This is a genomic window from Halobacillus dabanensis (assembly GCF_900114165.1).
GTDB lineage: Bacteria > Bacillota > Bacilli > Bacillales > Halobacillaceae > Halobacillus > Halobacillus dabanensis.
Map to the genome: position 1 here is coordinate 23,310 of NZ_FOSB01000016.1, position 24,922 is coordinate 48,231.

Sequence of the window (24,922 nt, forward strand, 5' to 3'; positions counted from 1 at the left end):
CCGTTATTTTTTACCGCGTCTACGTACGATATATTTATCAGACTGCTTGTTGCGTTTTCTCGTTTTGTATCCAAGAGTTGGTTTACCCCATGGAGATACAGGAGATGGCATACCGATTGGTGCACGTCCTTCACCACCACCGTGTGGGTGATCACTAGGGTTCATTACAGAACCACGCACTGTAGGGCGCTTACCTTTCCAACGAGAACGTCCGGCTTTACCAACACTGATAAGTTCGTGTTCTAGGTTACCGACTTGACCGATAGTAGCACGGCAAGCACTTAGTACCAGACGAACTTCACCAGATGCAAGGCGTACGAGCGTATATTTTTCTTCGCGACCCAGGATTTGTGCAGAAGCACCTGCAGAACGGACAAGCTGTCCTCCGCGACCTGGTTTTAATTCAACGTTGTGTACGATTGTACCAACTGGGATATCTTTAAGTTGAAGTGCGTTACCTGGTTTGATATCTGCACCTTCACCAGAAAGAATTTCCGTTCCAACCTTAACACCTTTAGGAGCCAGGATGTAACGTTTTTCACCATCAACATAGTTGATTAGTGCAATGTTAGCGGAGCGGTTCGGATCGTATTCAACTGTAGCAACGCGTCCAGGTATTCCATCTTTGTCACGCTTAAAGTCAATAATACGATACTGACGCTTATGACCTCCGCCCTGATGACGAACTGTCAGCTTACCTTGGTTGTTACGTCCACCTTTTTTGTGAAGTGGAGTGACAAGGGAGCGTTCAGGTTTGTCGGTTGTGATTTCAGCGAAATCAGAAACTGACATGTGTCGACGACCGTTTGTGATTGGTCTGAACTTTTTAATCGCCATCTTTATTTCCCTCCTTCATTAATCATTTAGTATATTAAACTTCGAAGAATTCTAGTTCTTCACTGTCCTGAGTCAAAGTGATGACTGCTTTCTTACGATCAGAGCGGTAACCGCCGTAACGACCCATACGCTTGAATTTACCTTTAAGGTTCATTGTGTTGACTGATGCAACATTTACACCAAAGATTTCTTCAACTGCTTTTTTAATCTCAGTTTTGTTAGCTTTCGGGCTAACTTCAAACGTATATTTCTTTTCTCCCATAAGATCAGCAGAATGTTCAGTAATGACAGGGCGCTTAATGATGTCGCGTGGTTCTTTCATTATGAGAGCACCTCCCCTGCTTTTTCAGCTGCTTCCTTAGTAAGGATCAGCTTGTCATGCGTTAGTAAGTCTAACACACTTACTTGTTCTACAGGAAGACTGTTCACTGTAGGGATATTGTTAGAAGAAAGAGTGATGTTTTCATCTTTCTCTGCTGTCACGATCAATGCCTTTTCATTGACGTCCAGCGCTTTAAGAATGTTAGCAACTTCTTTAGTCTTAGGAGCGTCTAGAGAAAGGCTCTCAAGAACAATGATATTGTCCTCTTTCACTTTAGAAGAGTAAGCAGACTGTAGTGCCAAACGACGTACTTTTTTAGGCACAGTGTAGCTGTAGCTGCGTGGTGTTGGACCGAATACAGTTCCACCGCCTACCCATTGTGGGGAACGGATGGATCCTTGACGCGCACGGCCTGTACCTTTTTGACGCCATGGTTTACGTCCACCGCCACTAACTTCAGAGCGTCCTTTTACTTTGTGTGTGCCCTGGCGAAGATTCGCGCGTTGCATCAACACAGTTTCATGTAATACGTGAGTATTAGGTTCGATACCGAAAACGGATTCGTTTAGTTCGATTTCACCAACGTTAGAACCGCTTTGGTTTAATAGTGCTACTTTAGGCATGACATATCCTCCCTTCGTTTATTATTTGCTAGCCTTATTTGCACTTGTGATTTTAACGTAAGACTTTTTCGCACCTGGTACATTACCTTTGATAAGTAGTAGGTTGCGCTCAGCGTCAACTTTAACAACTTCAAGGTTTTGCAGGGTTACTTGCTCGCTACCCATTTGTCCTGCAAGGCCTTTACCTTTGAAGACTTTTGATGGGTCAGCACCTTGCCCCATGGAACCAGAACGACGTTGGAAACGAGAACCGTGGGTTTTAGGACCAGTAGCTTGGTTATGGCGCTTGATTGCACCCTGGAAACCTTTACCTTTTGAAGTTCCTGTAACGTCGATTGCGTCACCAGCTTCGAAAATATCAACTTTAACCTCTTGACCAAGTTCATAGTCATTAAGGTTTGTATTACGGAATTCACGAATGTAGCGCTTAGGTGTTGTACTTGCTTTTTCAGCATGCCCTTGAGCAGCTTTCTTCAAGCGGTTTGACTTTTCATCAGCAAAACCTAGTTGAATCGCTTCATAGCCATCGTTTTCCATTGTTTTCATCTGAAGAACAACGTTTGGTTCAGCCTGAACAACTGTCACTGGGATCAACTCGCCATTTTCAGAGAAAATTTGAGTCATGCCGACTTTACGTCCTAAGATTCCTTTCGTCATCCGTTACACCTCCTATTATCTTAACGATTTATTTATAGTTTGATTTCGATATCCACACCAGATGGTAGATCCAAACGCATGAGTGAATCAACAGTTTGTGGTGTTGGATTAACAATGTCGATTAGACGTTTGTGCGTACGCATTTCGAACTGCTCACGAGCATCTTTATACTTGTGAGTCGCACGTAGTACTGTGTAAACAGAACGTTCAGTTGGAAGCGGGATCGGACCAGATACATTAGCTCCAGAACGCTTCGCAGTGTCAACGATCTTTTCTGCAGACTGATCAAGTACTCTGTGATCATACGCTTTTAAACGAATACGAATTTTCTCTTTTGCCATTATTTTCCCTCCTTCTTCGCCCATTTTAGAAATAGACATTCTCCGCGAAAAAAACTTGACCACCAGCCATGGCAAAGGGGCCGGGTGTGTCAACAACCTTTCGCTTCATCGCCTTTTATGACCAACATTATTCATTATATAGAAGAAATGCGGTCATTGCAAGGATAAATCCATATTTATTTTCAACACGGACACTTAAAATATTATACTAACGTTCTACATATTTTTCAAGTGCTAACCAAACTTTCACACATTTCTTCCTATATAGATGGAATGCTTCCTCAAAACCATTGTCCATTAAAACAAATATACGACTAAATATCAACCATCCATTCACTACGGTTACTGCACTCTAAACTCGTAAACACTTCCATTTATAAATATGAAACTTAAAATGGATCAAACGGTGAATTGAAGCGATTGATTGTGTTGTACATAGGCTCCACTTTAAATAGTAGAATTAGTCCATTTTTTTAACACCTTTAACCCAGCTTACTTTTCTATCAAGCTTTGATTCTTCCCATAAAAAAGAGCAACAGCGATGCGCTGTTGCTCTTTTTACTATATAGAACTGAAATTATTTAGTGATTTCAGAAACTACGCCAGAACCTACTGTGCGTCCACCTTCACGGATGGAGAAACGAGTACCGTCCTCGATCGCGATTGGAGAGATAAGTTCTACAGTCATTTCAACGTTATCCCCAGGCATAACCATTTCTACACCTTCAGGAAGTTGAATAACGCCTGTTACGTCCGTAGTACGGAAGTAGAACTGTGGGCGGTAGTTAGAGAAGAATGGAGTGTGACGTCCACCTTCATCTTTAGCTAGTACATAAACTTCAGATTTGAAGTTTGTGTGTGGAGTGATAGAACCAGGCTTAGCTAGTACTTGTCCACGGTTGATGTCTTCACGGTTAACACCACGAAGAAGTGCACCAATGTTATCGCCAGCTTCAGCGTAGTCAAGAAGCTTACGGAACATTTCAACACCAGTGATTGTAGTCTTACGAGCTTCTTCAGCCATACCGATGATTTCGATTTCGTCACCGACTTTAACTGTTCCACGCTCAACACGACCAGTTGCAACTGTACCACGACCAGTGATGGAGAATACGTCCTCAACTGGCATCATGAATGGCTTATCAGTGTCACGGTCTGGTGTTGGAACATACTCATCTACTGCATCCATAAGGTCGTAGATAGCTTGCTCGTACTTCTCTTCACCTTCAAGAGCTTTAAGAGCAGAACCGCTGATTACTGGTACATCATCGCCATCGAAGTCATACTCAGAAAGTAGATCGCGAACTTCCATTTCTACTAGTTCAAGAAGCTCTTCGTCGTCTACCATGTCAACTTTGTTCAAGAATACAACGATTGCTGGAACACCTACGTTTTTAGAAAGTAGGATGTGCTCACGAGTTTGTGGCATTGGACCGTCAGCTGCAGATACAACTAGGATCGCGCCGTCCATTTGAGCAGCACCAGTGATCATGTTCTTAACGTAGTCAGCGTGACCTGGGCAGTCAACGTGTGCATAGTGACGAGTTTCTGTTTCATACTCAACGTGTGCAGTGGAGATTGTGATTCCACGCTCGCGCTCTTCAGGAGCACCGTCGATCATGTCATATGCCATAGCTTCACCAGAACCAGATTTCTTATGAAGTACTGTAGTAATCGCTGCAGTTAGAGTAGTTTTACCGTGGTCAACGTGTCCGATAGTACCAATGTTAACGTGGGACTTGGACCGGTCGAATTTTTCTTTACCCATTGTATATTTCCTCCTTTAAATAAGTAACAAATTTATTGTTGATTTATTATTCAGCTCAGGAGTAAACAAAAGTTACTCCTAAGCTTACAATACAAGTTATACTTTAACTCGTCTAAAAAATCAATTATTCACCAGCATTTTTCTTGATGATTTCCTCAGAGATGCTCTTCGGAACTTCTTCATAGTGGTCGAAATGCATAGTATAAGTACCACGACCTTGTGTGTTGGAACGCAATGCTGTTGCGTAACCGAACATTTCGGAAAGTGGAACGAATGCTTTAACCACTTGTGCATTACCACGAGTTTCCATACCTTCAACACGTCCACGACGGGAAGTTACGTCACCCATGATATCGCCCATGTATTCCTCTGGAATAACAACTTCTACTTTCATCATAGGTTCAAGTAGAACAGGCTTACACTTGTTTTTGGCTTCTTTAAGTGCCATAGATGCGGCAACTTTAAAGGCCATTTCGTTAGAGTCGACGTCGTGGTAAGAACCATCATAAAGAGTCGCCTTGATGTCTACCATAGGGTATCCAGCTAATACACCGTTCTCCAAGGATTCTTTGATTCCTTGTTCTACAGATGGGATGTATTCGCGTGGTACAACACCACCAACGATCTTATTGACGAATTCGAATCCGGCGCCTTCTTCATTTGGTTCAAACTCAACCCACACGTGACCGAACTGTCCACGACCACCAGATTGGCGGACGAACTTACCTTCTACTTGTGCGCTAGCACGGAAAGTTTCACGGTAAGCTACTTGTGGAGCGCCAATGTTCGCTTCAACTTTAAACTCACGCTTCAGGCGGTCAACGATGATATCAAGGTGAAGTTCACCCATACCAGCGATGATTGTCTGGCCTGTTTCGATGTTAGTTTCTGTTTGGAACGTTGGGTCTTCTTCAGCAAGTTTACCAAGGGCGATAGCCATTTTATCTTGGTCAGCTTTAGATTTAGGTTCGATCGCAACAGAGATTACTGGCTCAGGGAATTCCATGGACTCAAGAATTACCAGACTCTTTTCGTCACAAATAGTATCACCTGTTCCTGTATCTTTAAGGCCTACTGCACCAGCGATATCACCAGCATACACAGTAGATATTTCTTCACGAGAGTTTGCGTGCATTTGCAGGATACGACCTACACGCTCACGCTTATCTTTCGTGGAGTTTTTCACGTATGAACCAGCACTCAATGTACCGGAGTACACACGGAAGAATGTCAATTTACCGACATAAGGGTCTGTAGCAACTTTAAATGCCAAAGCAGAGAATGGCTCATTGTCGTCAGCCTTACGTGTAACAGCTTCTTCTGTTTGTGGCACATAACCTTCAATTGGAGGTACATCTAAAGGAGATGGTAGATAATCAATAACGCCATCGATTAGAAGTTGAACACCTTTGTTCTTGAAAGCAGAACCGCAGAACACTGGGTAGAATTCAACACTTAGAGTAGCTGTACGGATAGCCGTTTTCAGCTGTTCATTAGTGATTTCTTCTCCCTCTAGGTACTGCATCATCAAGTCTTCATCAAGTTCCGCGACAGCTTCTACAAGCTTGCCACGATACTCTTCAGCCTGATCTTTGTACTCATCAGGAATTGGTCGTGCTTCTGCACGGGTTCCCAAGTCGTCCATGTAGTAGTAGGCTTCCATTGTTACTAGGTCGATGATTCCTTCAAACTCATCTTCCGCACCAATAGGAAGCTGAACAGCCGCAGCGTTAGCTCCAAGGCGTTCTTTCAATGTGCCTAGGGAGTAAATGAAATCTGCGCCGATTTTGTCCATTTTGTTAATGAATACAATACGCGGCACACCGTACGTTGTAGCTTGGCGCCATACAGTTTCTGTTTGGGGCTCAACGCCGGATTGTGCGTCAAGAACAGCTACGGAACCATCAAGAACACGCAGGGAACGTTCAACTTCAACTGTGAAGTCTACGTGTCCAGGTGTGTCGATGATATTAATACGGTGACCTTTCCACTGAGCGGTTGTAGCAGCGGAAGTGATTGTAATTCCGCGCTCTTGTTCCTGCTCCATCCAGTCCATTTGGGAAGCTCCTTCATGAGTTTCACCAATTTTGTGGATACGTCCTGTGTAGAAAAGAATACGCTCTGTCGCCGTTGTTTTACCAGCGTCGATGTGAGCCATGACCCCGATATTACGGGTCTTTTCCAAGGAGAATTCTCTAGCCATGCATCTTTCTCCTTCCTATTTAAACATTTATTTTTTTGGTAATTACCAACGATAGTGAGCGAATGCTTTGTTCGCTTCCGCCATTTTGTGCATTTCCTCACGACGTTTCACTGATGCACCAGTGTTGTTCGCTGCATCTAGAATTTCGTTAGCCAAGCGTTCTTCCATCGTTTTCTCTCCGCGAAGACGCGCATAGTTAACGATAAAACGCAAGCCTAGCGCCTGACGACGTTCTGGACGAACTTCAACAGGTACCTGGTAGTTGGAACCACCTACACGACGAGCGCGTACTTCCAATACAGGCATGACGTTCTTCATCGCTTGATCAAAAGTTTCCATAGCGTCATTACCGCTACGCTCCTGAACAAGTTCAAAAGATTTATAAAGGATTTTCTGAGCTTTACCGCGCTGACCGTTAACCATAATTTGGTTGATCAAGCGAGTGACAAGCTTAGAGTTGTACATCGGATCTGGTAACACATCACGTTTAGCTACTGGACCTTTACGTGGCATATGTTCCCCTCCCTTCCTTGAATGATTTATTTAAGCGATATATTCATATCGTTTATTTTTTAGCTTTAGGCTTCTTCGTACCGTATTTAGAACGGCCTTGCATACGGCCATCAACACTTGCTGTGTCAAGAGCACCGCGTACAACGTGGTAACGCACACCTGGCAAGTCTTTAACTTTACCGCCACGGATAAGAACAACACTGTGCTCTTGCAGATTGTGGCCGATTCCAGGAATGTACGCGTTAACCTCTAGCTGGTTAGTAAGACGAACACGTGCATACTTACGTAGGGCAGAGTTCGGTTTCTTAGGTGTCATTGTACCAACACGTGTGCAAACCCCACGTTTTTGTGGAGAAGAAAGGTCAGTCATACGCTTCTTATAGCTATTGTAACCTTTGTTCAATGCTGGAGAGTTAGACTGCTTCGTTTTGCTCACGCGTCCTTTGCGTACCAATTGGTTAATTGTTGGCATGTTTGTATCCTCCCTTCGTCTATTTAATACCACACATCCAGGTGGTTCATAAAAAGGCAAAAAACAAAGCTTTCGCGAAAAACGCCAAAACTTTATTGCTTTATCGCCACTGTAGCCGCACCAACATCAATACCACATGCATTCCCGAGCTCCTTCATAGAGGCTACCCGTGTGTGAGGAATGTTCAGTTGTCGGGCCATATCAGCTACTTTAAATGTCATTGACTGATCTGCATCGTCAGCCGTTATGACTTCATCCACTTCACCATTTTTCATGGCTTTTAGTGTTTGTTTGGTTCCAATGATTATATCGGATTTAGCCTGTGCTACTTTTTCATAAGACATCTTCATATCCTCCAAAGTAACAAGGATAAATGGAAGCACCTTGATAATATTATCACTCACCCAAATGCATGTCAACTGCATTTGGGTGAGTTTTTTAGTACTTCCGTTAACTTTACCCCTTGTTAACATCTACTTCTCTATTTATGAGTGTGTAACTTCTTCCGTTGCTTCTGGAACCTCTTGCTGTTGCTGTTCGGATTGAGCTTGGATTTTGCGATATCGAGTCATACCCGTACCAGCAGGAACAAGCTTACCGATAATAACATTCTCTTTCAATCCTAGCAACTCATCGCGCTTACCTTTAATGGCTGCATCCGTTAGGACACGTGTCGTCTCCTGGAAGGATGCTGCTGATAGGAAGCTATCCGTTTCAAGAGATGCTTTTGTAATACCGAGGATGACAGGGCGGCCGACTGCCGGTTGTCCACCCTCCATAAGTGCTTTTTGGTTCGCTTCTTTGAACTGGTGAATTTCAAGAAGTGATCCTGGAAGAACATCGGTATCACCAGAGTCAAGGACTCGCACTTTACGAAGCATTTGGCGAACCATTACTTCAACGTGCTTATCAGAGATTTCTACCCCTTGCATACGGTAAACTTTCTGAACTTCTTTAAGGAGATACTGTTGTACTCCGTCCAGACCTTTGACTGTAAGCAATTCTTTAGGATCAATGGAACCTTCTGTCAGTGGCTCCCCAGCCTTGACTTCGTCACCAACGCTCACTTTCATACGTGCCCCGTATGGAGCAGTATAGGATCGAGACTCTACAGCGCCCTGGACAACAATCTCCAGTTTTTCTTTCACTTCATTGACATCATGGACAGTTCCATCAATTTCAGTGATGACTGCTTGACCTTTCGGGTTACGTGCTTCAACGATCTCTTGGATACGCGGAAGACCCTGCGTGATGTCATCTCCTGCTACACCACCTGTGTGGAAGGTACGCATAGTAAGCTGTGTACCTGGTTCACCGATGGATTGCGCAGCGATAATTCCAACTGCTTCACCCACTTCAACTTCATCACCAGTTGCCAGGTTACGGCCATAACATTTCTTACATACGCCGTGTTTCGTGTTACATGTGAATGCTGTCCGAATCACGACTTGTTCTATTCCAGCATCGACAATAGCTCTAGCAACATCTTCGGAGATTACTTCATTTCTCTCTACTAAGACTGAATCAGTTTCAGGATGCTTCACTGTTTGGAAAGCAGTACGTCCGATCAAACGATCGATTAATGGTTCAACAACTTCCGCACCTTCTTTTAGTGCTGATACAGGAAGTCCTCGGTCTGTACCGCAATCATCCTCCCGTACAATGACATCTTGAGCTACGTCAACAAGTCGACGTGTCAAGTATCCTGAGTCGGCCGTTTTCAGTGCTGTATCGGCAAGACCTTTACGTGCACCGTGGGTAGAGATGAAGTATTCAAGTACTGTCAGACCCTCACGGAAACTGGACTTGATCGGTAGTTCAATAATTCGACCAGCCGGGTTGGCCATCAGACCACGCATACCTGCAAGTTGCGTGAAGTTAGAGGCGTTACCACGAGCTCCGGAATCACTCATCATGAAGATCGGGTTACGTGGGTTCAATGATTTCATCAGACGGTTCTGGATGTCATCCTTGGCCGCGGACCACACTTCAATGACACGATCATAACGTTCTTCTTCCGTGATTAAACCACGACGGAACTGCTTCAAGACTTTATCTACTTTCTCTTGAGCTTCATCTAGAATTTCTTGCTTCTCTGGTAGTACAACAACGTCAGATACACCGACAGTGATACCGGCTTTCGTTGAGTAAGAAAATCCGAGATCCTTCATGCGGTCAAGCATCTTGGACGTTTCACTGATAGAGAAACGTTTGAAGACTTCTGCGATGATATCACCCAAGATTCCTTTCTTGAACGGAGATACCTCTTCACGCTTGGAAATTTCCGCACGGATATCTGTTCCTTTTTCAACGAAATAATGGTCAGGAGTCTTCACTTCCAGGTTCTCTTTCGTTGGTTCGTTGATATACGGGAATGAATTTGGCAGCATTTCATTGAAAATCAATTTACCAACCGTAGTCAGTAATAGCTGCTGATTTTGTTTTTCAGTAAATGTTTCATTGTTCAATGAGCTTGCTTGGACAGCCACTCGTGTATGCAAGTGAGCGTATCCGTTCTGGTAAGCCATCAATGCTTCGTTCAAGTCTTTGAAGAACATACCTTCACCAATCGCTGCCTCACGTTCCAGTGTTAAATAATAGTTACCTAATACCATATCCTGTGAAGGTGTAACTACTGGCTTACCATCCTTAGGATTAAGGATGTTCTGTGCTGCAAGCATCAAGATACGAGCTTCTGCCTGTGCTTCTGAAGATAATGGTACGTGGACAGCCATCTGGTCACCATCAAAGTCGGCGTTGTATGCCGTACAAACAAGAGGGTGCAGACGAATAGCACGACCTTCTACAAGTGTCGGCTCAAAGGCCTGGATACCTAAACGGTGCAATGTTGGTGCACGGTTAAGAAGTACAGGGTGTTCTTTGATGACATCTTCCAGCACGTCCCAAACTTCATGGTGGACACGCTCAATCTTCCGTTTCGCTGACTTGATATTATGTGCAAGTCCACGAGATACGAGTTCTTTCATAACAAACGGTTTGAATAGTTCTAGTGCCATCTCTTTCGGAAGACCACATTGATACATCTTCAAGGATGGACCTACAACGATAACAGAACGGCCTGAATAGTCGACACGTTTACCTAATAGGTTCTGACGGAAACGTCCTTGTTTACCTTTCAGCATATGAGAAAGAGATTTAAGCGGACGGTTACCCGGTCCTGTTACAGGACGGCCACGACGACCATTGTCAATCAAAGCGTCGACAGCTTCCTGAAGCATACGCTTCTCATTTTGAACGATGATTGTAGGTGCACCAAGATCCAACAAACGCTTCAGGCGGTTGTTACGGTTAATGACACGTCGGTATAAGTCGTTCAAATCAGATGTGGCGAAACGCCCCCCATCAAGTTGAACCATTGGACGAAGCTCCGGTGGAATAACCGGAAGAACGTCTAGGATCATCCATGAAGGATCATTTCCAGAGTGGCGGAACGACTCTAGTACTTCAAGACGCTTGATTGCACGTGTACGACGCTGACCTTGAGCTGTTTTCAGCTCTTCTTTCAGTGTATCCACTTCACCATCAAGATCAATATCATACAAGAGTTTACGGATAGCTTCTGCACCCATAGCCGCCTGAAAACCTTGACCGAACTTTTCACGGTATGAACGATACTCTTTTTCAGATAGCAATTGCTTTTTCTCAAGAGCAGTCTCGCCAGGATCCGTGACGATATAGGCTGCAAAGTAGATGACTTCCTCTAATGCTCTTGGAGACATATCCAAGACTAGACCCATTCGGCTCGGGATTCCTTTGAAGTACCAAATGTGAGAGACGGGGGCAGCTAATTCAAGGTGCCCCATACGCTCACGACGTACTTTTGCTTTTGTTACTTCTACACCACAACGGTCACAAACGACACCTTTATAGCGGACACGCTTGTATTTTCCACAGTGACATTCCCAGTCTTTCTGCGGGCCGAAAATACGCTCACAGAAAAGACCGTCTTTTTCAGGTTTCAACGTACGATAGTTGATGGTTTCTGGCTTCTTGACCTCACCGTAGGACCAAGAACGAATCTTATCCGGTGAAGCGAGGCCTATTTTCATATACTCAAAGTTATTTACATCTAGCAAGGGGCCTACCTCCCTTTTAGTATCCAGGTTTTACCCTAAGCTTAGAACACGAGCTACAGCAGTGTTTCTATCTTAATCGTCTAAGTTCAAATTCTCGGATTCTTTGGTTTGTTCTTCTTCAATATCACGCATTTCAATCTCCTGCTCATCACCGGATAGAATCTTTACATCCATACCAAGACTTTGAAGTTCTTTGATTAGGACTTTAAAGGATTCCGGAACTCCAGGTTCTGGAACGTTGTCCCCTTTAACGATGGCTTCATACGTTTTCACGCGGCCAACGACATCATCGGATTTAACAGTCAAGATTTCTTGCAGAGTATAAGCAGCACCATACGCTTCCAGTGCCCATACTTCCATCTCACCGAAACGCTGACCACCAAACTGTGCCTTACCACCCAATGGTTGTTGCGTAACAAGTGAATATGGTCCCGTAGAACGTGCGTGAAGTTTATCATCAACCATGTGGGCTAGCTTAATCATATACATAACCCCAACAGAGACACGGTTGTCGAATGGTTCACCCGTACGTCCATCGTAAAGAATCGTCTTGGCGTCACGGGCCATGCCAGCTTCTTGTAATGTTTCCCATACGTCTTCCTCACGAGCACCATCAAATACTGGTGTAGCTATTCTTTCGCCCATCAAGCGAGCAGCCATACCCATGTGCAATTCTAGCACCTGACCAATGTTCATACGTGACGGAACACCTAGAGGGTTCAACATGATATCTACCGGTGTACCATCTGGTAAGAAAGGCATGTCTTCTTCTGGGAGAATCTTAGAAATTACACCTTTGTTACCGTGACGTCCGGCCATTTTGTCACCTTCGGAAATTTTACGCTTCTGTACGATATAAACACGGATCAACTGGTTAACTCCCGGTGGAAGTTCATCACCGTCTTCACGATTGAAGATTTTAACATCCAGGACAATCCCACCTGCACCATGCGGTACACGCAAGGAAGTGTCACGGACTTCCCGAGCTTTTTCACCGAAAATCGCATGCAATAAGCGCTCTTCAGCGGATAACTCCGTTACACCTTTAGGGGTAACTTTACCGACTAGAAGGTCTCCATCGCTGACCTCAGCACCAACGCGGATAATTCCACGGTCGTCCAAGTCACGAAGAGCATCTTCACCCACGTTTGGAATATCGCGAGTAATTTCTTCTGGTCCAAGTTTCGTATCACGAGCTTCTGATTCATACTCTTCAATATGAATAGATGTATACACATCATCTTTCACAAGACGTTCGCTCATGATGATGGCATCCTCATAGTTATAACCGTCCCAAGTCATGAAGGCAACTAGTGGGTTTTGACCCAGAGCAAGTTCACCCATATCCATGGATGGTCCGTCTGCAAGGATTTCCCCTTGCTTCACACGGTCTCCTTTAGAAACGATTGGTCGCTGATTATAGCAGCTTCCCTGGTTAGAGCGGATAAACTTCTGTAGGCGATAGCGATCAAGATCACCTTCAACCTCTTTCCCATCCACTTCAGAAATACGGCGAACGCGAACTTCTTTCGCTTCTACACGTTCTACAATTCCTTCATGCTTACATATCACAGCAGCACCTGAGTCCTTACCAGATACATATTCCATGCCTGTACCAACAAGAGGTGCATCCGGTTTAAGCAATGGTACAGCTTGACGTTGCATGTTCGCACCCATCAAAGAACGGTTAGAGTCATCGTTCTCAAGGAACGGAATACATGCCGTTGCAGCAGATACAACCTGCTTCGGAGATACGTCCATGTAATCCAGACGATCACGGCTTACAACCGTGTTTTCCCCACGGAAACGTGCGATAACTTCTTCATCAGTGAAAGCACCGTCATCGTCAAGCTTCGCGTTCGCCTGTGCAACCACATAGTTATCTTCTTCATCTGCTGTCAAATAATCGATTTGAGCCGTCACTTTATTCGTATCCGGGTCGACACGACGATATGGTGTTTCAATAAACCCAAACTCATTGACCTTCGCATACGAAGAGAGGGAGTTGATCAAACCGATGTTTGGCCCCTCAGGAGTTTCGATCGGACACATACGTCCGTAGTGAGAGTAGTGTACGTCTCGCACTTCAAATCCTGCACGTTCACGTGTTAGTCCGCCAGGCCCCAGGGCAGAAAGTCGGCGTTTGTGTGTTAACTCTGCCAACGGGTTCGTCTGGTCCATGAACTGAGACAATTGCGAACTACCAAAGAATTCTTTGATGGACGCAATAACCGGGCGGATGTTAATCAACTGTTGCGGCGTAATGGATGATGTGTCTTGAATGGACATACGTTCACGAACTACACGTTCCATACGGGAAAGACCGATACGGAATTGGTTCTGAAGCAATTCACCTACAGAACGCAAACGACGGTTACCCAGGTGATCGATGTCATCAGTGCCACCTACATCATGCAACAAATTGAAGAAATAACTGATAGAAGAAAGGATATCCGCAGGTGTGATGTTCTTAACGTCACGGTCAATATTAGCATTGCCGATAACATTGATAGAACGTTCACCTTCCGGATCAGTTGGATCTACGATTTTAACAGATTGTACCTGGATTGGATCTTCTAGCACACCCTCCACAGGTTCCAATGTTTCTTCACTCAATGTACCTTCTTCGTCGTCAAAGTGAGGAATCAGCTTATTCAATAAACGACGATCGATTTTGTCGCCTTTCTCCGCGATCACTTCGCCTGTTTCCTCATCCACTAACGTTTCAGCCAGTGTCTGATTAAACAAACGGTCTTTGATGTGAAGCTTTTTATTCATCTTATAACGGCCTACTCGCGCCAGGTCGTAGCGTTTCGGGTCGAAGAAACGGGAAACAAGCAAGCTCTTCGCATTTTCTACTGTTGGTGGTTCACCAGGGCGTAGACGCTCGTAAATTTCAAGCAATGCTTTTTCTGTGTTTTCCGTATTATCTTTCTCGAGCGTATTCTTCAAGTATTCGTTGTCACCAATTAGATCAATGATCTCCTGGTCTGTTCCGAATCCTAAAGCACGCAATAGGACTGTGATCGGTAACTTACGTGTACGATCGATACGGACGTGCACCACGTCTTTTGCATCGGTTTCGAACTCTAGCCAAGCTCCGCGGTTAGGGATTACAGTAGCTGTGTATCCCCTCTTACCGTTCTTGTCTATCTTTTTATTGAAATACACACTAGGAGAGCGAACAAGCTGAGAAACGATAACACGCTCAGCACCATTGATAACAAAGGTACCTGTGTCTGTCATAAGCGGGAAATCACCCATGAACACTTCTTGTTCCTTCACTTCACCTGTCTCATTATTCAAGAGACGTACTTTCACACGAAGTGGTGCGTTATATGTTACATCGCGATCCTTTGACTCATCGACTGGATACTTTGGTTCGCCGAGGCTGTAGTCTACAAACTCCAGTGACAAATTACCCGTGAAATCCTCAATCGGAGAAATGTCTTGGAACATTTCCTTCAAACCCTCTTCTAAGAACCAATCGTAAGAAGCTGTTTGAATTTCTATCAAGTTCGGTAATTCTAAAACTTCACTGATACGTGCATAACTTCTGCGCTGGCGGTGTCGTCCATACTGAACTAGTTGACCTGTCAACTGATTCACCCCTCAAATCAAGCATTTTAATAACGAAAAAAGGGTTCGGCAAGACATGCCGAACAGGCTTGCGGTTGATCTTGCCACAAGCACTATTTGAACATTCGCCTTACAACGAATGGTGATTCTTCATTTCTCTCTAACGTTAGACAAAAAAGAAAAAGGCTTTTCATACATAAAAACCTCATTTATTTTCAGTGTTCGATTTTACCATTCTGACCATCTATCAACTTTTTATACATATTCATCAAAAAAAGCTTGACACCGATCATATATATTGGCATTTTTCAATACTAGCACAACTAAAAGGGCTAGTCAAACTTCTTAGCCTTCAGGATGTAATACCCTTTTTGTTTCTCTACAATCTCTGTATGTCCAAACAATTCTTCTAGTTTCTTTTTTGCAGATGGTGCCCCTTGCTTCTTTTGAATGACAACCCAAAGCTCCCCTTCGTCAAGTAAAGCTTCTTCCGCCTCTTCAAACATAGAATGGACGACTTGTTTTCCCGCACGAATCGGTGGATTAGTAAGAATAGAAGCGAACTTATGACCTTCTATTCCATCCAAACGATCACTTTCTTTAATAGTCACGTTCTTCACATGATTAGCAGCTGCATTCTGTTTAGCCAAACCTAAAGCACGGCTATTAACATCTACCATGAATACGTGACGATTTTCAAAACTCTTCGCCAATGACAAACCGATCGGTCCATAACCACAACCGAGGTCCAGAAAGTCCCCACCAATCCCTGGCTCATTAAAAACTTCAATCATCAGCCGTGAGCCAAAGTCCACTTCGCGCTTGGAAAATACTGCATTGTCCGTCGTAAACGTGAAATCATGACCCAGCAATTCGAAGTTCCAAGTTCTCTCTTCACTACTTGTCTTTGTTTCCTTCGAATAATAATGCTCTGACATAATTCGAACACCTTCTTTTCATCTACTGAAATGAATTGACTACCAACATTCTTTATTCACAAGTATTGAAATAGATTCCAATCTACCAAAATAAAGAGCTAGTACAAAAATGCCATGAAGAAAAAGAAAGCCCGCCGATAAATCAGCGAGCTTTACTTTAAAAATTCTCTTACTTAACTTCGACAGTAGCGCCTGCTTCTTCAAGCTGAGACTTGATTTCTTCAGCTTCTTCTTTAGAAACGCCTTCTTTGATTGCAGTTGGAGCACCGTCAACCATTTCTTTAGCGTCTTTAAGACCAGCACCAGTGATTTCACGTACTGCTTTAACTACTTTGATCTTAGAAGATCCAGCAGATTCTAGTACTACATCAAATTCAGTTTGCTCTTCAGCAGCTTCGCCACCTGCAGCAGGCGCGCCAGCAGCAACTGGAGCTGCAGCAGATACACCAAATTCTTCTTCAATCGCTTTAACTAGGTCGTTAAGCTCAAGAACAGACATTTCTTTAATCGCTTCGATAATTTGTTCGTTAGACATGAGAAATTTCCTCCTTAGTTTTTGTTGTTACAGGTTTAAATGAACGCTAACTTACGCGCTTTCTTCTTCTTTTTGATCCGCGATCGCTTTTGTTGCGTATGCGAAGTTGCGGACAGGGGCTTGTAGTACGCTTAGGAACATAGATACAAGACCTTCGTAATTTGGAAGGTTTGCAAGTTCTTTGATTTGCTCAAGAGTTGCAACTTGTCCTTCTACTACTCCACCTTTGATCTCAAGATCGTCGTGATCTTTAGCGAAGTTATTCAATACTTTAGCCGGGGCTACAGCATCGTCTTCATGGAAAGCTACTGCTGTCGGTCCTTGAAGTACTTCGTTCAGATCAGATAGTTCAACTTCATCTGCAGCACGGCGTACCATTGTGTTTTTATACACTTTGAAATCAACGCCTGCTTCACGAAGTTGAGCACGAAGTTCAGTAACTTCTGCTACATCAAGTCCGCGGTAGTCTACAACGACTGCAGATTTACTGTTGCGGAACTTGTCAGCCAAGTCAGATACAATCTGTTTCTTCTGTTCGATAATACTGCTCATTGTTCCACCTCCTATTGACTTTTCATCATACCGTTCGAAGGTTTTACTCATAATAAAAGCACCACCATGCAGACATGGAGGTGCTAGATAGAACAGGGCAGAAAGCGCTGCTCTATTTATATCACACACCTCGGCAGGACATTAAGCGGAGTTCCGCACCTACTGTCTACGGTATAACGTATTTATTTATACAACGCTACCTAGTATATATCACTAGTAACGGAAAGTCAACACTTTTTATTACTTCGTGTAACTAGAAACGTCTACTTTGATTCCAGGCCCCATCGTAGATGAAACAGCTGCATTACGCATATAAGTTCCCTTAGCTGCCTGTGGCTTAGCTTTGACAAGCGTTTCAGTGATTGCTGCGAAGTTTTCAGCCAACTTCTCTTCATCGAAAGATGCTTTCCCGATTGGAACGTGGATGTTTGCTGCTTTATCAACGCGGTACTCTACTTTACCAGCTTTGATTTCATTTACAGCTTTTTCTACTTCGAATGTCACTGTGCCTGTTTTAGGGTTCGGCATAAGACCTTTTGGTCCTAGTACACGACCTAATTTACCTACTTCAGCCATCATGTCAGGAGTAGCTACCACTACGTCAAACTCGAACCAACCTTGGTTGATCTTGTTGATCAGATCTTGTTCACCTACGTAGTCAGCACCTGCTGCTTCTGCTTCTTTCGCTTTATCACCTTTAGCGAAAACAAGCACACGCTGAGATTTACCTGTACCGTGCGGAAGCACCATTGCGCCACGGATTTGCTGGTCCGCTTTCTTAGGATCTACACCCAGACGGAATGCCGCTTCAACAGTTTCGTCAAAGTTAGCTTTTGCAGTTTCTTTTACAAGCTTAATCGCTTCTTGTACTTCATAAGCTTTTGTACGGTCAACAAGTTTTTGAAGTTCTTGTTGCTTTTTCGTTTTCTTAGCCATTATTAATTTCCTCCTCGTTGTGGTTTTAACGGATTTTCCTCCCACGAATAAAGGTTGCGAAAGAGTCACAAGCTCCATTTCCGCAACCTTCTCCCATCTCCATGTGACGCGTTTGTGGGTTAGTCTTCGATCGTGATACCCATGCTGCGTGCAGTACCTTCAACCATACGCATTGCAGCCTCAACGTCAGTAGCGTTCAAATCAGGCATTTTCGTTTCTGCGATTTCGCGAACCTGGTCGCGTTTAACAGAAGCTACTTTGTTACGGTTTGGTTCACCGGAACCTGATTCAACACCAGCCGCTTTCTTAAGAAGAACAGCAGCAGGTGGAGTTTTCGTAACGAATGTAAAGGAACGGTCCTCATAAACCGTGATTTCTACCGGAATAATCGTACCAGCTTGTTCTTGGGTACGCGCATTAAATTCCTTACAGAATCCCATGATGTTAATACCTGCTTGACCTAGTGCCGGTCCTACTGGTGGCGCTGGGTTAGCTTTACCTGCAGGAATCTGAAGCTTTACAACATTAATAACTTTTTTAGCCACGAGACACACCTCCTTAAAGTCCGTGATGTGGTAATAGGGTTCAACCCCTCCCACTCATTGCGATATGCAACCGCCCTCTTTGGGGCGCATATAGAACATAAAAATTCTAGCATCTTTATATTTATTATGCAAGGGGGAGAGTTGAATTTTATAATTTTTCTATCTGGGTGAAGTCTAACTCTACCGGAGTTTCACGACCGAACATATTGACGTGAACTTTCACTTTTTGCTTATCAGTGTCAATATACTCGATAGAACCTGTAAAGTTCGCGAAAGGTCCGTCTGTTACTTTAACACTTTCCTTAACCTCAAAGTCAACCTCCGCTTTCGGTTGTTCGTTCATGCCCATACGTTCTAGGACAGTCTCTACTTCTTCAGGCAGGAGGGGGATCGGCTTGGATCCAGAACCAGTAGATCCTACGAAACCAGTCACACCCGGCGTGTTCCTTACGACATACCAAGAGTCGTCTGTCATAACCATTTCAGCCAGGACATATCCTGGGAAAACCTTCTTCTTTGCAATTTTCCGTTTGCCGTTCTTAATTTCTGCTTCTTCGTCCTCCGGGACAAGGACACGGAAGATCTTGTCTTCCATCCCCATTGATTCAACACGCTTTTCAAGGTTCGTCTTCACTTTGTTCTCATAACCTGAATAGGTGTGCACAACATACCATCTTTTTTCCATAATCACAGGACAAGTGCTTGCCCTTCCCTCCCTTATATTAGAGTTGATGAATATTATTCCAACATGAAAAAACCCGCAAAACGGGTTTTTGTAAGTCTATCTCCTATTATAGCATAAAATCCGCTCTACTATTCTTGAGCAATGAGTTCTAGCACTTGGGATATCCCAAGATCTACAATAGCAAAGAATACAGCTACGAAGGCGACAGTAAGAATTACGGTAATCGTATAACGAGTCAATTCCTGACCTTTGGGCCAACTTACCTTCTTCATCTCGCGCGCTACATTCTTGAAGAACTTAAACATGCTGTAATACCCCCAAACTTGCGCCAACTGGCTTCCTTCTCTATTTCGTCTCGCGATGTAAAGTATGCGTTCCGCATTTTTTACAAAACTTGCGGACTTCAAGACGTTCAGATTGGTTGGATCGATTTATATATGAACTGTAATTCCGACTTAAACACTCTGTACAAGCTAATATGACTTTTTTACGCATTACCAGTCACCTCATTCTGCGAGGTTTACACATACTCACTAAATGTAGCACTCTTACCGTTTACTGTCAATGTAACTTTCATAGAGTGATTTCATTGATTTCAAGGTATTTCTCCAGCTTTCTCTTCACACGCTGTAAAGCGTTATCAATAGATTTCACGTGTCGATCCAGCTCGACGGAAATTTCTTGGTAGGAACGTCCATCCAAGTACAGGGTCAGCACCTTCTTCTCAAGGTTACTTAACAACTCTGACATCTTCTCTTCCATGTCTGCGAACTTCTCTTTATTCACAATCAGTTCTTGTGGATCAATTGCTTTAGATCCTGCTATGACATCTAACAAAGTGCGATCCGATTCTTCATCGTAAATAGGCTTGTCCAAAGAAACGTAGGAATTCAAAGGGATATGCTTCTGTCTAGTGGCGGTTTTAATTGCGGTGATAATTTGACGGGTGACACATAATTCTGCAAAAGCTTTGAAAGATGAAAGTTTTCCTTCTCTGTAATCGCGAATAGCTTTGTAAAGACCAATCATGCCTTCCTGAACAATATCTTCCCTATCTGCGCCAATCAGAAAGTAGGTCCGAGCTTTCGCACGAACAAAGTTCTTATACTTATTAATTAAATAATCAAGCGCTTGAACTTGTCCTTGATTGATCCGTTCAACCACTTCCTCATCATCTAGCTTACTAAGATCCAAATCATTGATGCTTTTCTCCGTTTGTAAGATGCTCACACAGGATCCCTCCGACCGTGCTACCTCAATATAGCAATATTATACAGTACAAAATTGAAAAGCGTCAACAAGTTGTCAGAATTATTTATCACCTCGGCGCCATTTTTCAAAAAGCTCCCGCACTTCTTTGTTGATTGGTATCTTGGATTGATAGGAGTATTGATTCTGACTTTCTACATCTTTTTCTATTTGATTTTCTATATTTTTCACTTCGATATAAAGCTCTCTTGCAGACTTTCGAAAGGCCCCTTGTCCGAAGATCGTCCGTTGCTCAGCGTAATCCGATGTTGCTACATACACTTGAGTACGGACATCGTTCAATTCACCAGCGAGCTTTTCAATACGCTCGTCTGCTGTTTCATTCTCTTTTGTGAAAATGACTTCAACCTTGTAATTGTTTTGTTTCTTCTCCAACCCCCGAACATGGTAAGCATCAAAAACAATCATAATTCTATCCCCGGTATAAGATTGATACTCAGCCATCATTTCTATAAGGAGATCCCGGGCTTGACCGAGATCTTTCTCCTTTAAGTTTTTCAATTCCGGCCAAGCACCGATCATATTGTATCCATCGACAATTAAGACTATCATGTCTTACTCCCCTAACGGGTGTCGCTTCCTGAAAACTTCATACATCAACAAAGAAGCAGCGACCGAAGCATTCAATGAGGTCACCTTACCTGCCATTGGCAAGCTGACTGTCCAATCACACTTTTCTTTCGTCAAGCGACTCATCCCACGACCTTCACTTCCAATGACGAGCGCAATCGGCATCTTTCCATCAAGCTGTCGATAATCTTCCGTACCATCTGCATCGGTACCGACCACCCAGACGAACCTTTCTTTCAACTCTTCAATGGTGCGAGCCAAGTTCGTTACACGAGCAACAGGGATGTATTCTATGGCCCCCGTTGATGTTTTTGCTACAGTAGCGGTGAGCGCAACGGAACGTCTTTTGGGTATGATCACACCGTGAGCACCACTTGCATCTGCGGTTCTAAGAATGGACCCAAGGTTATGAGGATCTTCGATTTCATCACAAATGATGAAAAATGGCGGCTCGTCCTTTTCTTCTGCTCTCTCAAACAAATCTTCGATGTCACTATATTCATAAGCAGCGACTGAGGCGATTACTCCCTGGTGACTCCCATCCACTAGTTGGTCAATTTTCTTCTTCGGCACTTTCTGGACGAGCAGCCCTTGCTCCTTCGCTAGTTGGTCAATTTTTTTATATGCCTGGTATTGAAGTTGGTCCGACACCATTACTTTATTTATCGGCCGACCAGACCTTATAGCCTCTTGTACAGGGTTCTTTCCGATAATCCATTCTCCACTCATTTCACATCACTCCTTTCTTCAACATTATTTATTGCATGTTTAATAAGTGTTTCGAGACGCTCTGTCTGGTCAGATAGATACAAATAACCTAATACCGCTTCGAATGCGGTCGAATACCGGTATGTTTGAACATTCGTACTCTTTGGTACCGACCCTGACTTTGCGTTTCGCCCCCGTCTCAATACCCCTTCTTCTTCTTCTGTTAGAAGATTTTCCTCTTGCCAGGCTTTTACGACACCCGCCTGAGATACAGCAGAAACGAATTGTATAGCTTTCTTATGAAGATGTTGGGGTTGGATATCCCCCTTTTCAAGCAAATGGTGACGAACATACAACTCATAGACGGAGTCGCCCATGTATGCAAGGGCAAGACTTTTCATTTGTTTGACATCTGCCTTCGTCATATTCTTACCCCCGCTTCCAACGCGTTCCTTGCGATGTATCCTCTAATATAATATTCCTGTCCTTCAATTCATCGCGAATTTGATCTGCTCGTTCAAAGTCACGGTTTTTCCGCGCTTGTTTCCGCTCTTCAATCAAAGCATCGATTTCTTCATCCAGCAATTCGTCCTGAACTTTCAATTCGATACCTAAAACGCTCGTCAATTCTTCAAACAGTTTCTCGAAAGCACTCAATACTTCTTCATGCGTTTGATCTTCCTGCAAGTACAAGTTCGCTGTCTTCGTCAGATCAAACAGAACAGAAATAGCATTTGCCGTATTAAAGTCGTCATCCATCTCTTTGATGAATTGCTCTTTATAATCGGAGATTTTATCTAACCATTCGTCCTGATTTTCTTGAAGACTGACTGTTGTCGTCTTGCGGTACTGAATGTTTTCATAAGCATTCTTAATGCGGTCGAAACTGCTTTTCGCCCCCTTCAATAACTCATCACTGAAGTTGATCGGGTGACGATACTGAACACTCAGCATAAAGAAGCGGATCACCTGCGGGTCATGCTTTTTCACAAGGTCATGGGCCAAGATAAAGTTGCCCAGCGATTTCGACATTTTTTCATTATCAATATTGATGTATCCATTGTGCATCCAATAACGTGCGAAAGATTCACCATTGTGGGCTTCCGACTGAGCAATTTCATTTTCATGGTGAGGAAAAGTTAAGTCTTGGCCTCCGGCGTGGATATCAATTGTATCGCCGAGATATTTCTTAGCCATTGCCGAACATTCAATATGCCACCCAGGCCGACCGCTGCCCCAGGGGCTTTCCCATGTAATTTCTCCTTCTTTTGCACCTTTCCATAAGGTGAAGTCCAGCGGGTCTTCTTTCTTGTCCCCTACTTCAATTCTGGACCCTGACTGCAACTCATCGACAGACTGATGCGAAAGCTTGCCGTATTGATCAAAGGACCTTGTTCGGAAATAGACATCTCCTTCCGCTTCATATGCAAACCCTTTGTCGATCAGTCCCCGGATGAAGTTTATGATTTCATCCATGTTTTCGGTTACACGAGGGTGATCCACCGCTTCTTTCACACCAAGAGCCCCGACATCTTCTTTGTAAGCCTTGATAAAGCGGTTCGCAATTTCGGTCACACCTTCGCCCATTTCGTTTGATGCTTTGATCAGTTTGTCATCCACATCTGTGAAGTTCAACACATAATGAACATCATAGCCACGGTATTCGAAATATCTTCTTACAGTATCGAAGACGATCGCTGGGCGTGCATTCCCGATATGGATATAGTTATATACCGTTGGACCACAGACGTACATTTTCACTTTTCCTTCTTCCAGCGGATGAAACGGCTCTTTCTTTCTTGTCAGTGTGTTATATATGTTGATCGCCATTTTGATTCACTCCTTTTACTTGTTCAGCTGATGCCTTAGCTTTTCAATTTCGCTTTCTAACTCGTTCAACCGATCATAAACAGGGTCGGGCAGCTTATGATGATCCAAGTCCTTCTTCTGAACTTTCTTTCCATCTTGGATAACCACATGTCCAGGAATCCCGACAACAGTAGAATTGTTTGGTACATCATGGAGAACCACTGATCCTGCTCCCACTTTAGAGTTTTCCCCAATTGTGATGGACCCAAGCACTTTTGCACCTGTCGCTACCAGTGAATTGTCTAGTAAGGTCGGATGCCTTTTCCCTTTTTCCTTTCCTGTACCGCCGAGAGTAACCCCCTGGAAAATCGTCACATTATCCCCGATTTCACATGTTTCCCCAATGACCACCCCCATGCCGTGATCAATGAAAAAACGACGGCCGATTTTCGCTCCAGGGTGAATTTCAATACCTGTCAAAAAACGGCTCCATTGGGAGATGAGACGGGCCAGGAAAAAGAATTTCCTTTTGTGGCAAGCATGGGCTACCCTGTGAGCCCATATCGCATGCAAACCTGAATAAGTCAAAATCACCTCGATATACGAACGAGCAGCAGGATCCTGGTCGAAAACAACATCAACATCTTCTTTGAACATTTTAAATAGCCCCATACTTGCTCCCCTCCTTGTATTGAACCATTTGCTTTCCTATCAAATAAATAAAAAACGCGCCTCTGTGCCAATGGCACAGAGACGCGTTGTACGTGGTTCCACTCTGTTTGGGATAGGAGTTCTCCTCTCCCCGCTTCACCCTTTATAACGGAAGGTAGCCGCTTCAGCATACTTTATTCAACTGAAGACTCCGAGGTGCATTTCAAAGGTTACTCTCCGAATCACTTCCAGCCCTGGCGATTCTCTCTGTAGAAGAGTGGCCCCTTTTACTTCTCCTCATCAACGTTTCGT

26 protein-coding genes and 2 other annotated features (1 of these 28 running past the window's edge) are annotated in these 24,922 nt (G+C 43.8%); all 26 genes read right to left on the reverse strand.

The features are described from left to right. Positions 1-3 precede the first annotated feature (3 nt). The 26 genes from rplB to cysE all read right to left on the reverse strand — a co-directional run bounded on the left by rplB (position 4) and on the right by cysE (position 24,631). On the reverse strand, positions 4-837 hold the full coding sequence (gene rplB, locus BMZ58_RS19375) for a 50S ribosomal protein L2 (RefSeq protein ID WP_075038178.1): 834 nt from the start codon (positions 835-837) through the stop codon (positions 4-6). 34 nt (positions 838-871) lie between these two features. After that, entirely contained in the window at positions 872-1,159 is a 288-nt protein-coding gene (rplW, locus tag BMZ58_RS19380; protein ID WP_035511690.1) for a 50S ribosomal protein L23, read from the reverse strand. After that, a complete protein-coding gene (gene rplD / locus BMZ58_RS19385) occupies positions 1,159-1,782 on the reverse strand; it encodes a 50S ribosomal protein L4 (protein WP_075038179.1) in 624 nt (207 codons plus the stop codon). Before rplD ends, rplW begins: the two co-directional genes overlap by 1 nt. A 21-nt stretch (positions 1,783-1,803) precedes the next feature. Continuing rightward, entirely contained in the window at positions 1,804-2,439 is a 636-nt protein-coding gene (gene rplC, locus BMZ58_RS19390; protein ID WP_075038180.1) for a 50S ribosomal protein L3, read from the reverse strand. A gap of 32 nt (positions 2,440-2,471) precedes the next feature. Further along, positions 2,472-2,780 carry a 30S ribosomal protein S10 gene (gene rpsJ / locus BMZ58_RS19395; RefSeq protein WP_035511694.1) on the reverse strand — a complete coding sequence of 103 codons (309 nt, stop codon included), beginning with the start codon at positions 2,778-2,780 and terminating at the stop codon, positions 2,472-2,474. A gap of 577 nt (positions 2,781-3,357) precedes the next feature. Beyond that, positions 3,358-4,548 carry an elongation factor Tu gene (gene tuf / locus BMZ58_RS19400; RefSeq protein ID WP_075038182.1) on the reverse strand — a complete coding sequence of 397 codons (1,191 nt, stop codon included), beginning with the start codon at positions 4,546-4,548 and terminating at the stop codon, positions 3,358-3,360. A 124-nt stretch (positions 4,549-4,672) separates the two neighbouring features. Next, positions 4,673-6,751 (reverse strand): elongation factor G, encoded by a 2,079-nt coding sequence (gene fusA, locus BMZ58_RS19405; protein WP_075038183.1) that lies wholly within the window; start codon positions 6,749-6,751, stop codon positions 4,673-4,675. A 42-nt stretch (positions 6,752-6,793) separates the two neighbouring features. Continuing rightward, a complete protein-coding gene (gene rpsG / locus BMZ58_RS19410) occupies positions 6,794-7,264 on the reverse strand; it encodes a 30S ribosomal protein S7 (RefSeq protein ID WP_075038184.1) in 471 nt (156 codons plus the stop codon). A gap of 52 nt (positions 7,265-7,316) precedes the next feature. Next, positions 7,317-7,736 carry a 30S ribosomal protein S12 gene (gene rpsL / locus BMZ58_RS19415; protein ID WP_035511702.1) on the reverse strand — a complete coding sequence of 140 codons (420 nt, stop codon included), beginning with the start codon at positions 7,734-7,736 and terminating at the stop codon, positions 7,317-7,319. 92 nt (positions 7,737-7,828) lie between these two features. Then, on the reverse strand, positions 7,829-8,080 hold the full coding sequence (locus tag BMZ58_RS19420; RefSeq protein ID WP_075038211.1) for a 50S ribosomal protein L7ae-like protein: 252 nt from the start codon (positions 8,078-8,080) through the stop codon (positions 7,829-7,831). Positions 8,081-8,221: 141 nt separating this feature from the next. Next, positions 8,222-11,833, reverse strand: a complete 3,612-nt coding sequence (gene rpoC, locus BMZ58_RS19425; protein WP_075038185.1) for a DNA-directed RNA polymerase subunit beta' — start codon at positions 11,831-11,833, stop codon at positions 8,222-8,224. Positions 11,834-11,905: 72 nt separating this feature from the next. Next, the gene (gene rpoB, locus BMZ58_RS19430) at positions 11,906-15,433 is read right to left on the reverse strand and encodes a DNA-directed RNA polymerase subunit beta (RefSeq protein WP_075038186.1); all 3,528 of its coding nucleotides are present in this window, start codon (positions 15,431-15,433) and stop codon (positions 11,906-11,908) included. Between the two features lie 311 nt (positions 15,434-15,744). Continuing rightward, positions 15,745-16,350: a class I SAM-dependent methyltransferase gene (locus tag BMZ58_RS19435; RefSeq protein WP_075038187.1), complete on the reverse strand. Its 606-nt coding sequence runs from the start codon at positions 16,348-16,350 to the stop codon at positions 15,745-15,747. A 169-nt stretch (positions 16,351-16,519) separates the two neighbouring features. Continuing rightward, complete coding sequence (gene rplL, locus BMZ58_RS19440; RefSeq protein ID WP_075038188.1) at positions 16,520-16,885, reverse strand: 50S ribosomal protein L7/L12; 366 nt, start codon at positions 16,883-16,885, stop codon at positions 16,520-16,522. A 51-nt stretch (positions 16,886-16,936) separates the two neighbouring features. Further along, on the reverse strand, positions 16,937-17,437 hold the full coding sequence (rplJ, locus tag BMZ58_RS19445; RefSeq protein WP_075038189.1) for a 50S ribosomal protein L10: 501 nt from the start codon (positions 17,435-17,437) through the stop codon (positions 16,937-16,939). A 43-nt stretch (positions 17,438-17,480) separates the two neighbouring features. After that, positions 17,481-17,627 (reverse strand) — a sequence feature (ribosomal protein L10 leader region). A gap of 50 nt (positions 17,628-17,677) precedes the next feature. Beyond that, a complete protein-coding gene (gene rplA, locus BMZ58_RS19450) occupies positions 17,678-18,373 on the reverse strand; it encodes a 50S ribosomal protein L1 (RefSeq protein WP_075038190.1) in 696 nt (231 codons plus the stop codon). 119 nt (positions 18,374-18,492) lie between these two features. Then, complete coding sequence (gene rplK, locus BMZ58_RS19455; RefSeq protein WP_075038191.1) at positions 18,493-18,918, reverse strand: 50S ribosomal protein L11; 426 nt, start codon at positions 18,916-18,918, stop codon at positions 18,493-18,495. Positions 18,919-19,066: 148 nt separating this feature from the next. Continuing rightward, the gene (gene nusG / locus BMZ58_RS19460; RefSeq protein WP_075038192.1) at positions 19,067-19,603 is read right to left on the reverse strand and encodes a transcription termination/antitermination protein NusG; all 537 of its coding nucleotides are present in this window, start codon (positions 19,601-19,603) and stop codon (positions 19,067-19,069) included. Between the two features lie 128 nt (positions 19,604-19,731). Beyond that, positions 19,732-19,908 carry a preprotein translocase subunit SecE gene (gene secE / locus BMZ58_RS19465; protein ID WP_075038193.1) on the reverse strand — a complete coding sequence of 59 codons (177 nt, stop codon included), beginning with the start codon at positions 19,906-19,908 and terminating at the stop codon, positions 19,732-19,734. Positions 19,909-19,948: 40 nt separating this feature from the next. After that, positions 19,949-20,098: a 50S ribosomal protein L33 gene (gene rpmG, locus BMZ58_RS19470; RefSeq protein ID WP_074736204.1), complete on the reverse strand. Its 150-nt coding sequence runs from the start codon at positions 20,096-20,098 to the stop codon at positions 19,949-19,951. A gap of 78 nt (positions 20,099-20,176) precedes the next feature. After that, positions 20,177-20,833 carry an RNA polymerase sporulation sigma factor SigH gene (gene sigH, locus BMZ58_RS19475; protein ID WP_075038194.1) on the reverse strand — a complete coding sequence of 219 codons (657 nt, stop codon included), beginning with the start codon at positions 20,831-20,833 and terminating at the stop codon, positions 20,177-20,179. Positions 20,834-20,914: 81 nt separating this feature from the next. Continuing rightward, positions 20,915-21,424 (reverse strand): NYN domain-containing protein, encoded by a 510-nt coding sequence (locus BMZ58_RS19480; RefSeq protein WP_075038195.1) that lies wholly within the window; start codon positions 21,422-21,424, stop codon positions 20,915-20,917. Positions 21,425-21,427: 3 nt separating this feature from the next. Then, positions 21,428-22,171 (reverse strand): 23S rRNA (guanosine(2251)-2'-O)-methyltransferase RlmB, encoded by a 744-nt coding sequence (gene rlmB / locus BMZ58_RS19485; RefSeq protein ID WP_075038196.1) that lies wholly within the window; start codon positions 22,169-22,171, stop codon positions 21,428-21,430. Further along, on the reverse strand, positions 22,168-22,575 hold the full coding sequence (locus BMZ58_RS19490) for a Mini-ribonuclease 3 (protein WP_075038197.1): 408 nt from the start codon (positions 22,573-22,575) through the stop codon (positions 22,168-22,170). Before BMZ58_RS19490 ends, rlmB begins: the two co-directional genes overlap by 4 nt. Positions 22,576-22,579: 4 nt before the next feature. Next, the gene (gene cysS / locus BMZ58_RS19495) at positions 22,580-23,980 is read right to left on the reverse strand and encodes a cysteine--tRNA ligase (RefSeq protein WP_075038198.1); all 1,401 of its coding nucleotides are present in this window, start codon (positions 23,978-23,980) and stop codon (positions 22,580-22,582) included. 15 nt (positions 23,981-23,995) lie between these two features. After that, a complete protein-coding gene (cysE, locus tag BMZ58_RS19500; RefSeq protein ID WP_075038199.1) occupies positions 23,996-24,631 on the reverse strand; it encodes a serine O-acetyltransferase in 636 nt (211 codons plus the stop codon). Between the two features lie 74 nt (positions 24,632-24,705). Beyond that, positions 24,706-24,922 (reverse strand) — a binding site (T-box leader); it runs 1 nt beyond the window's last position.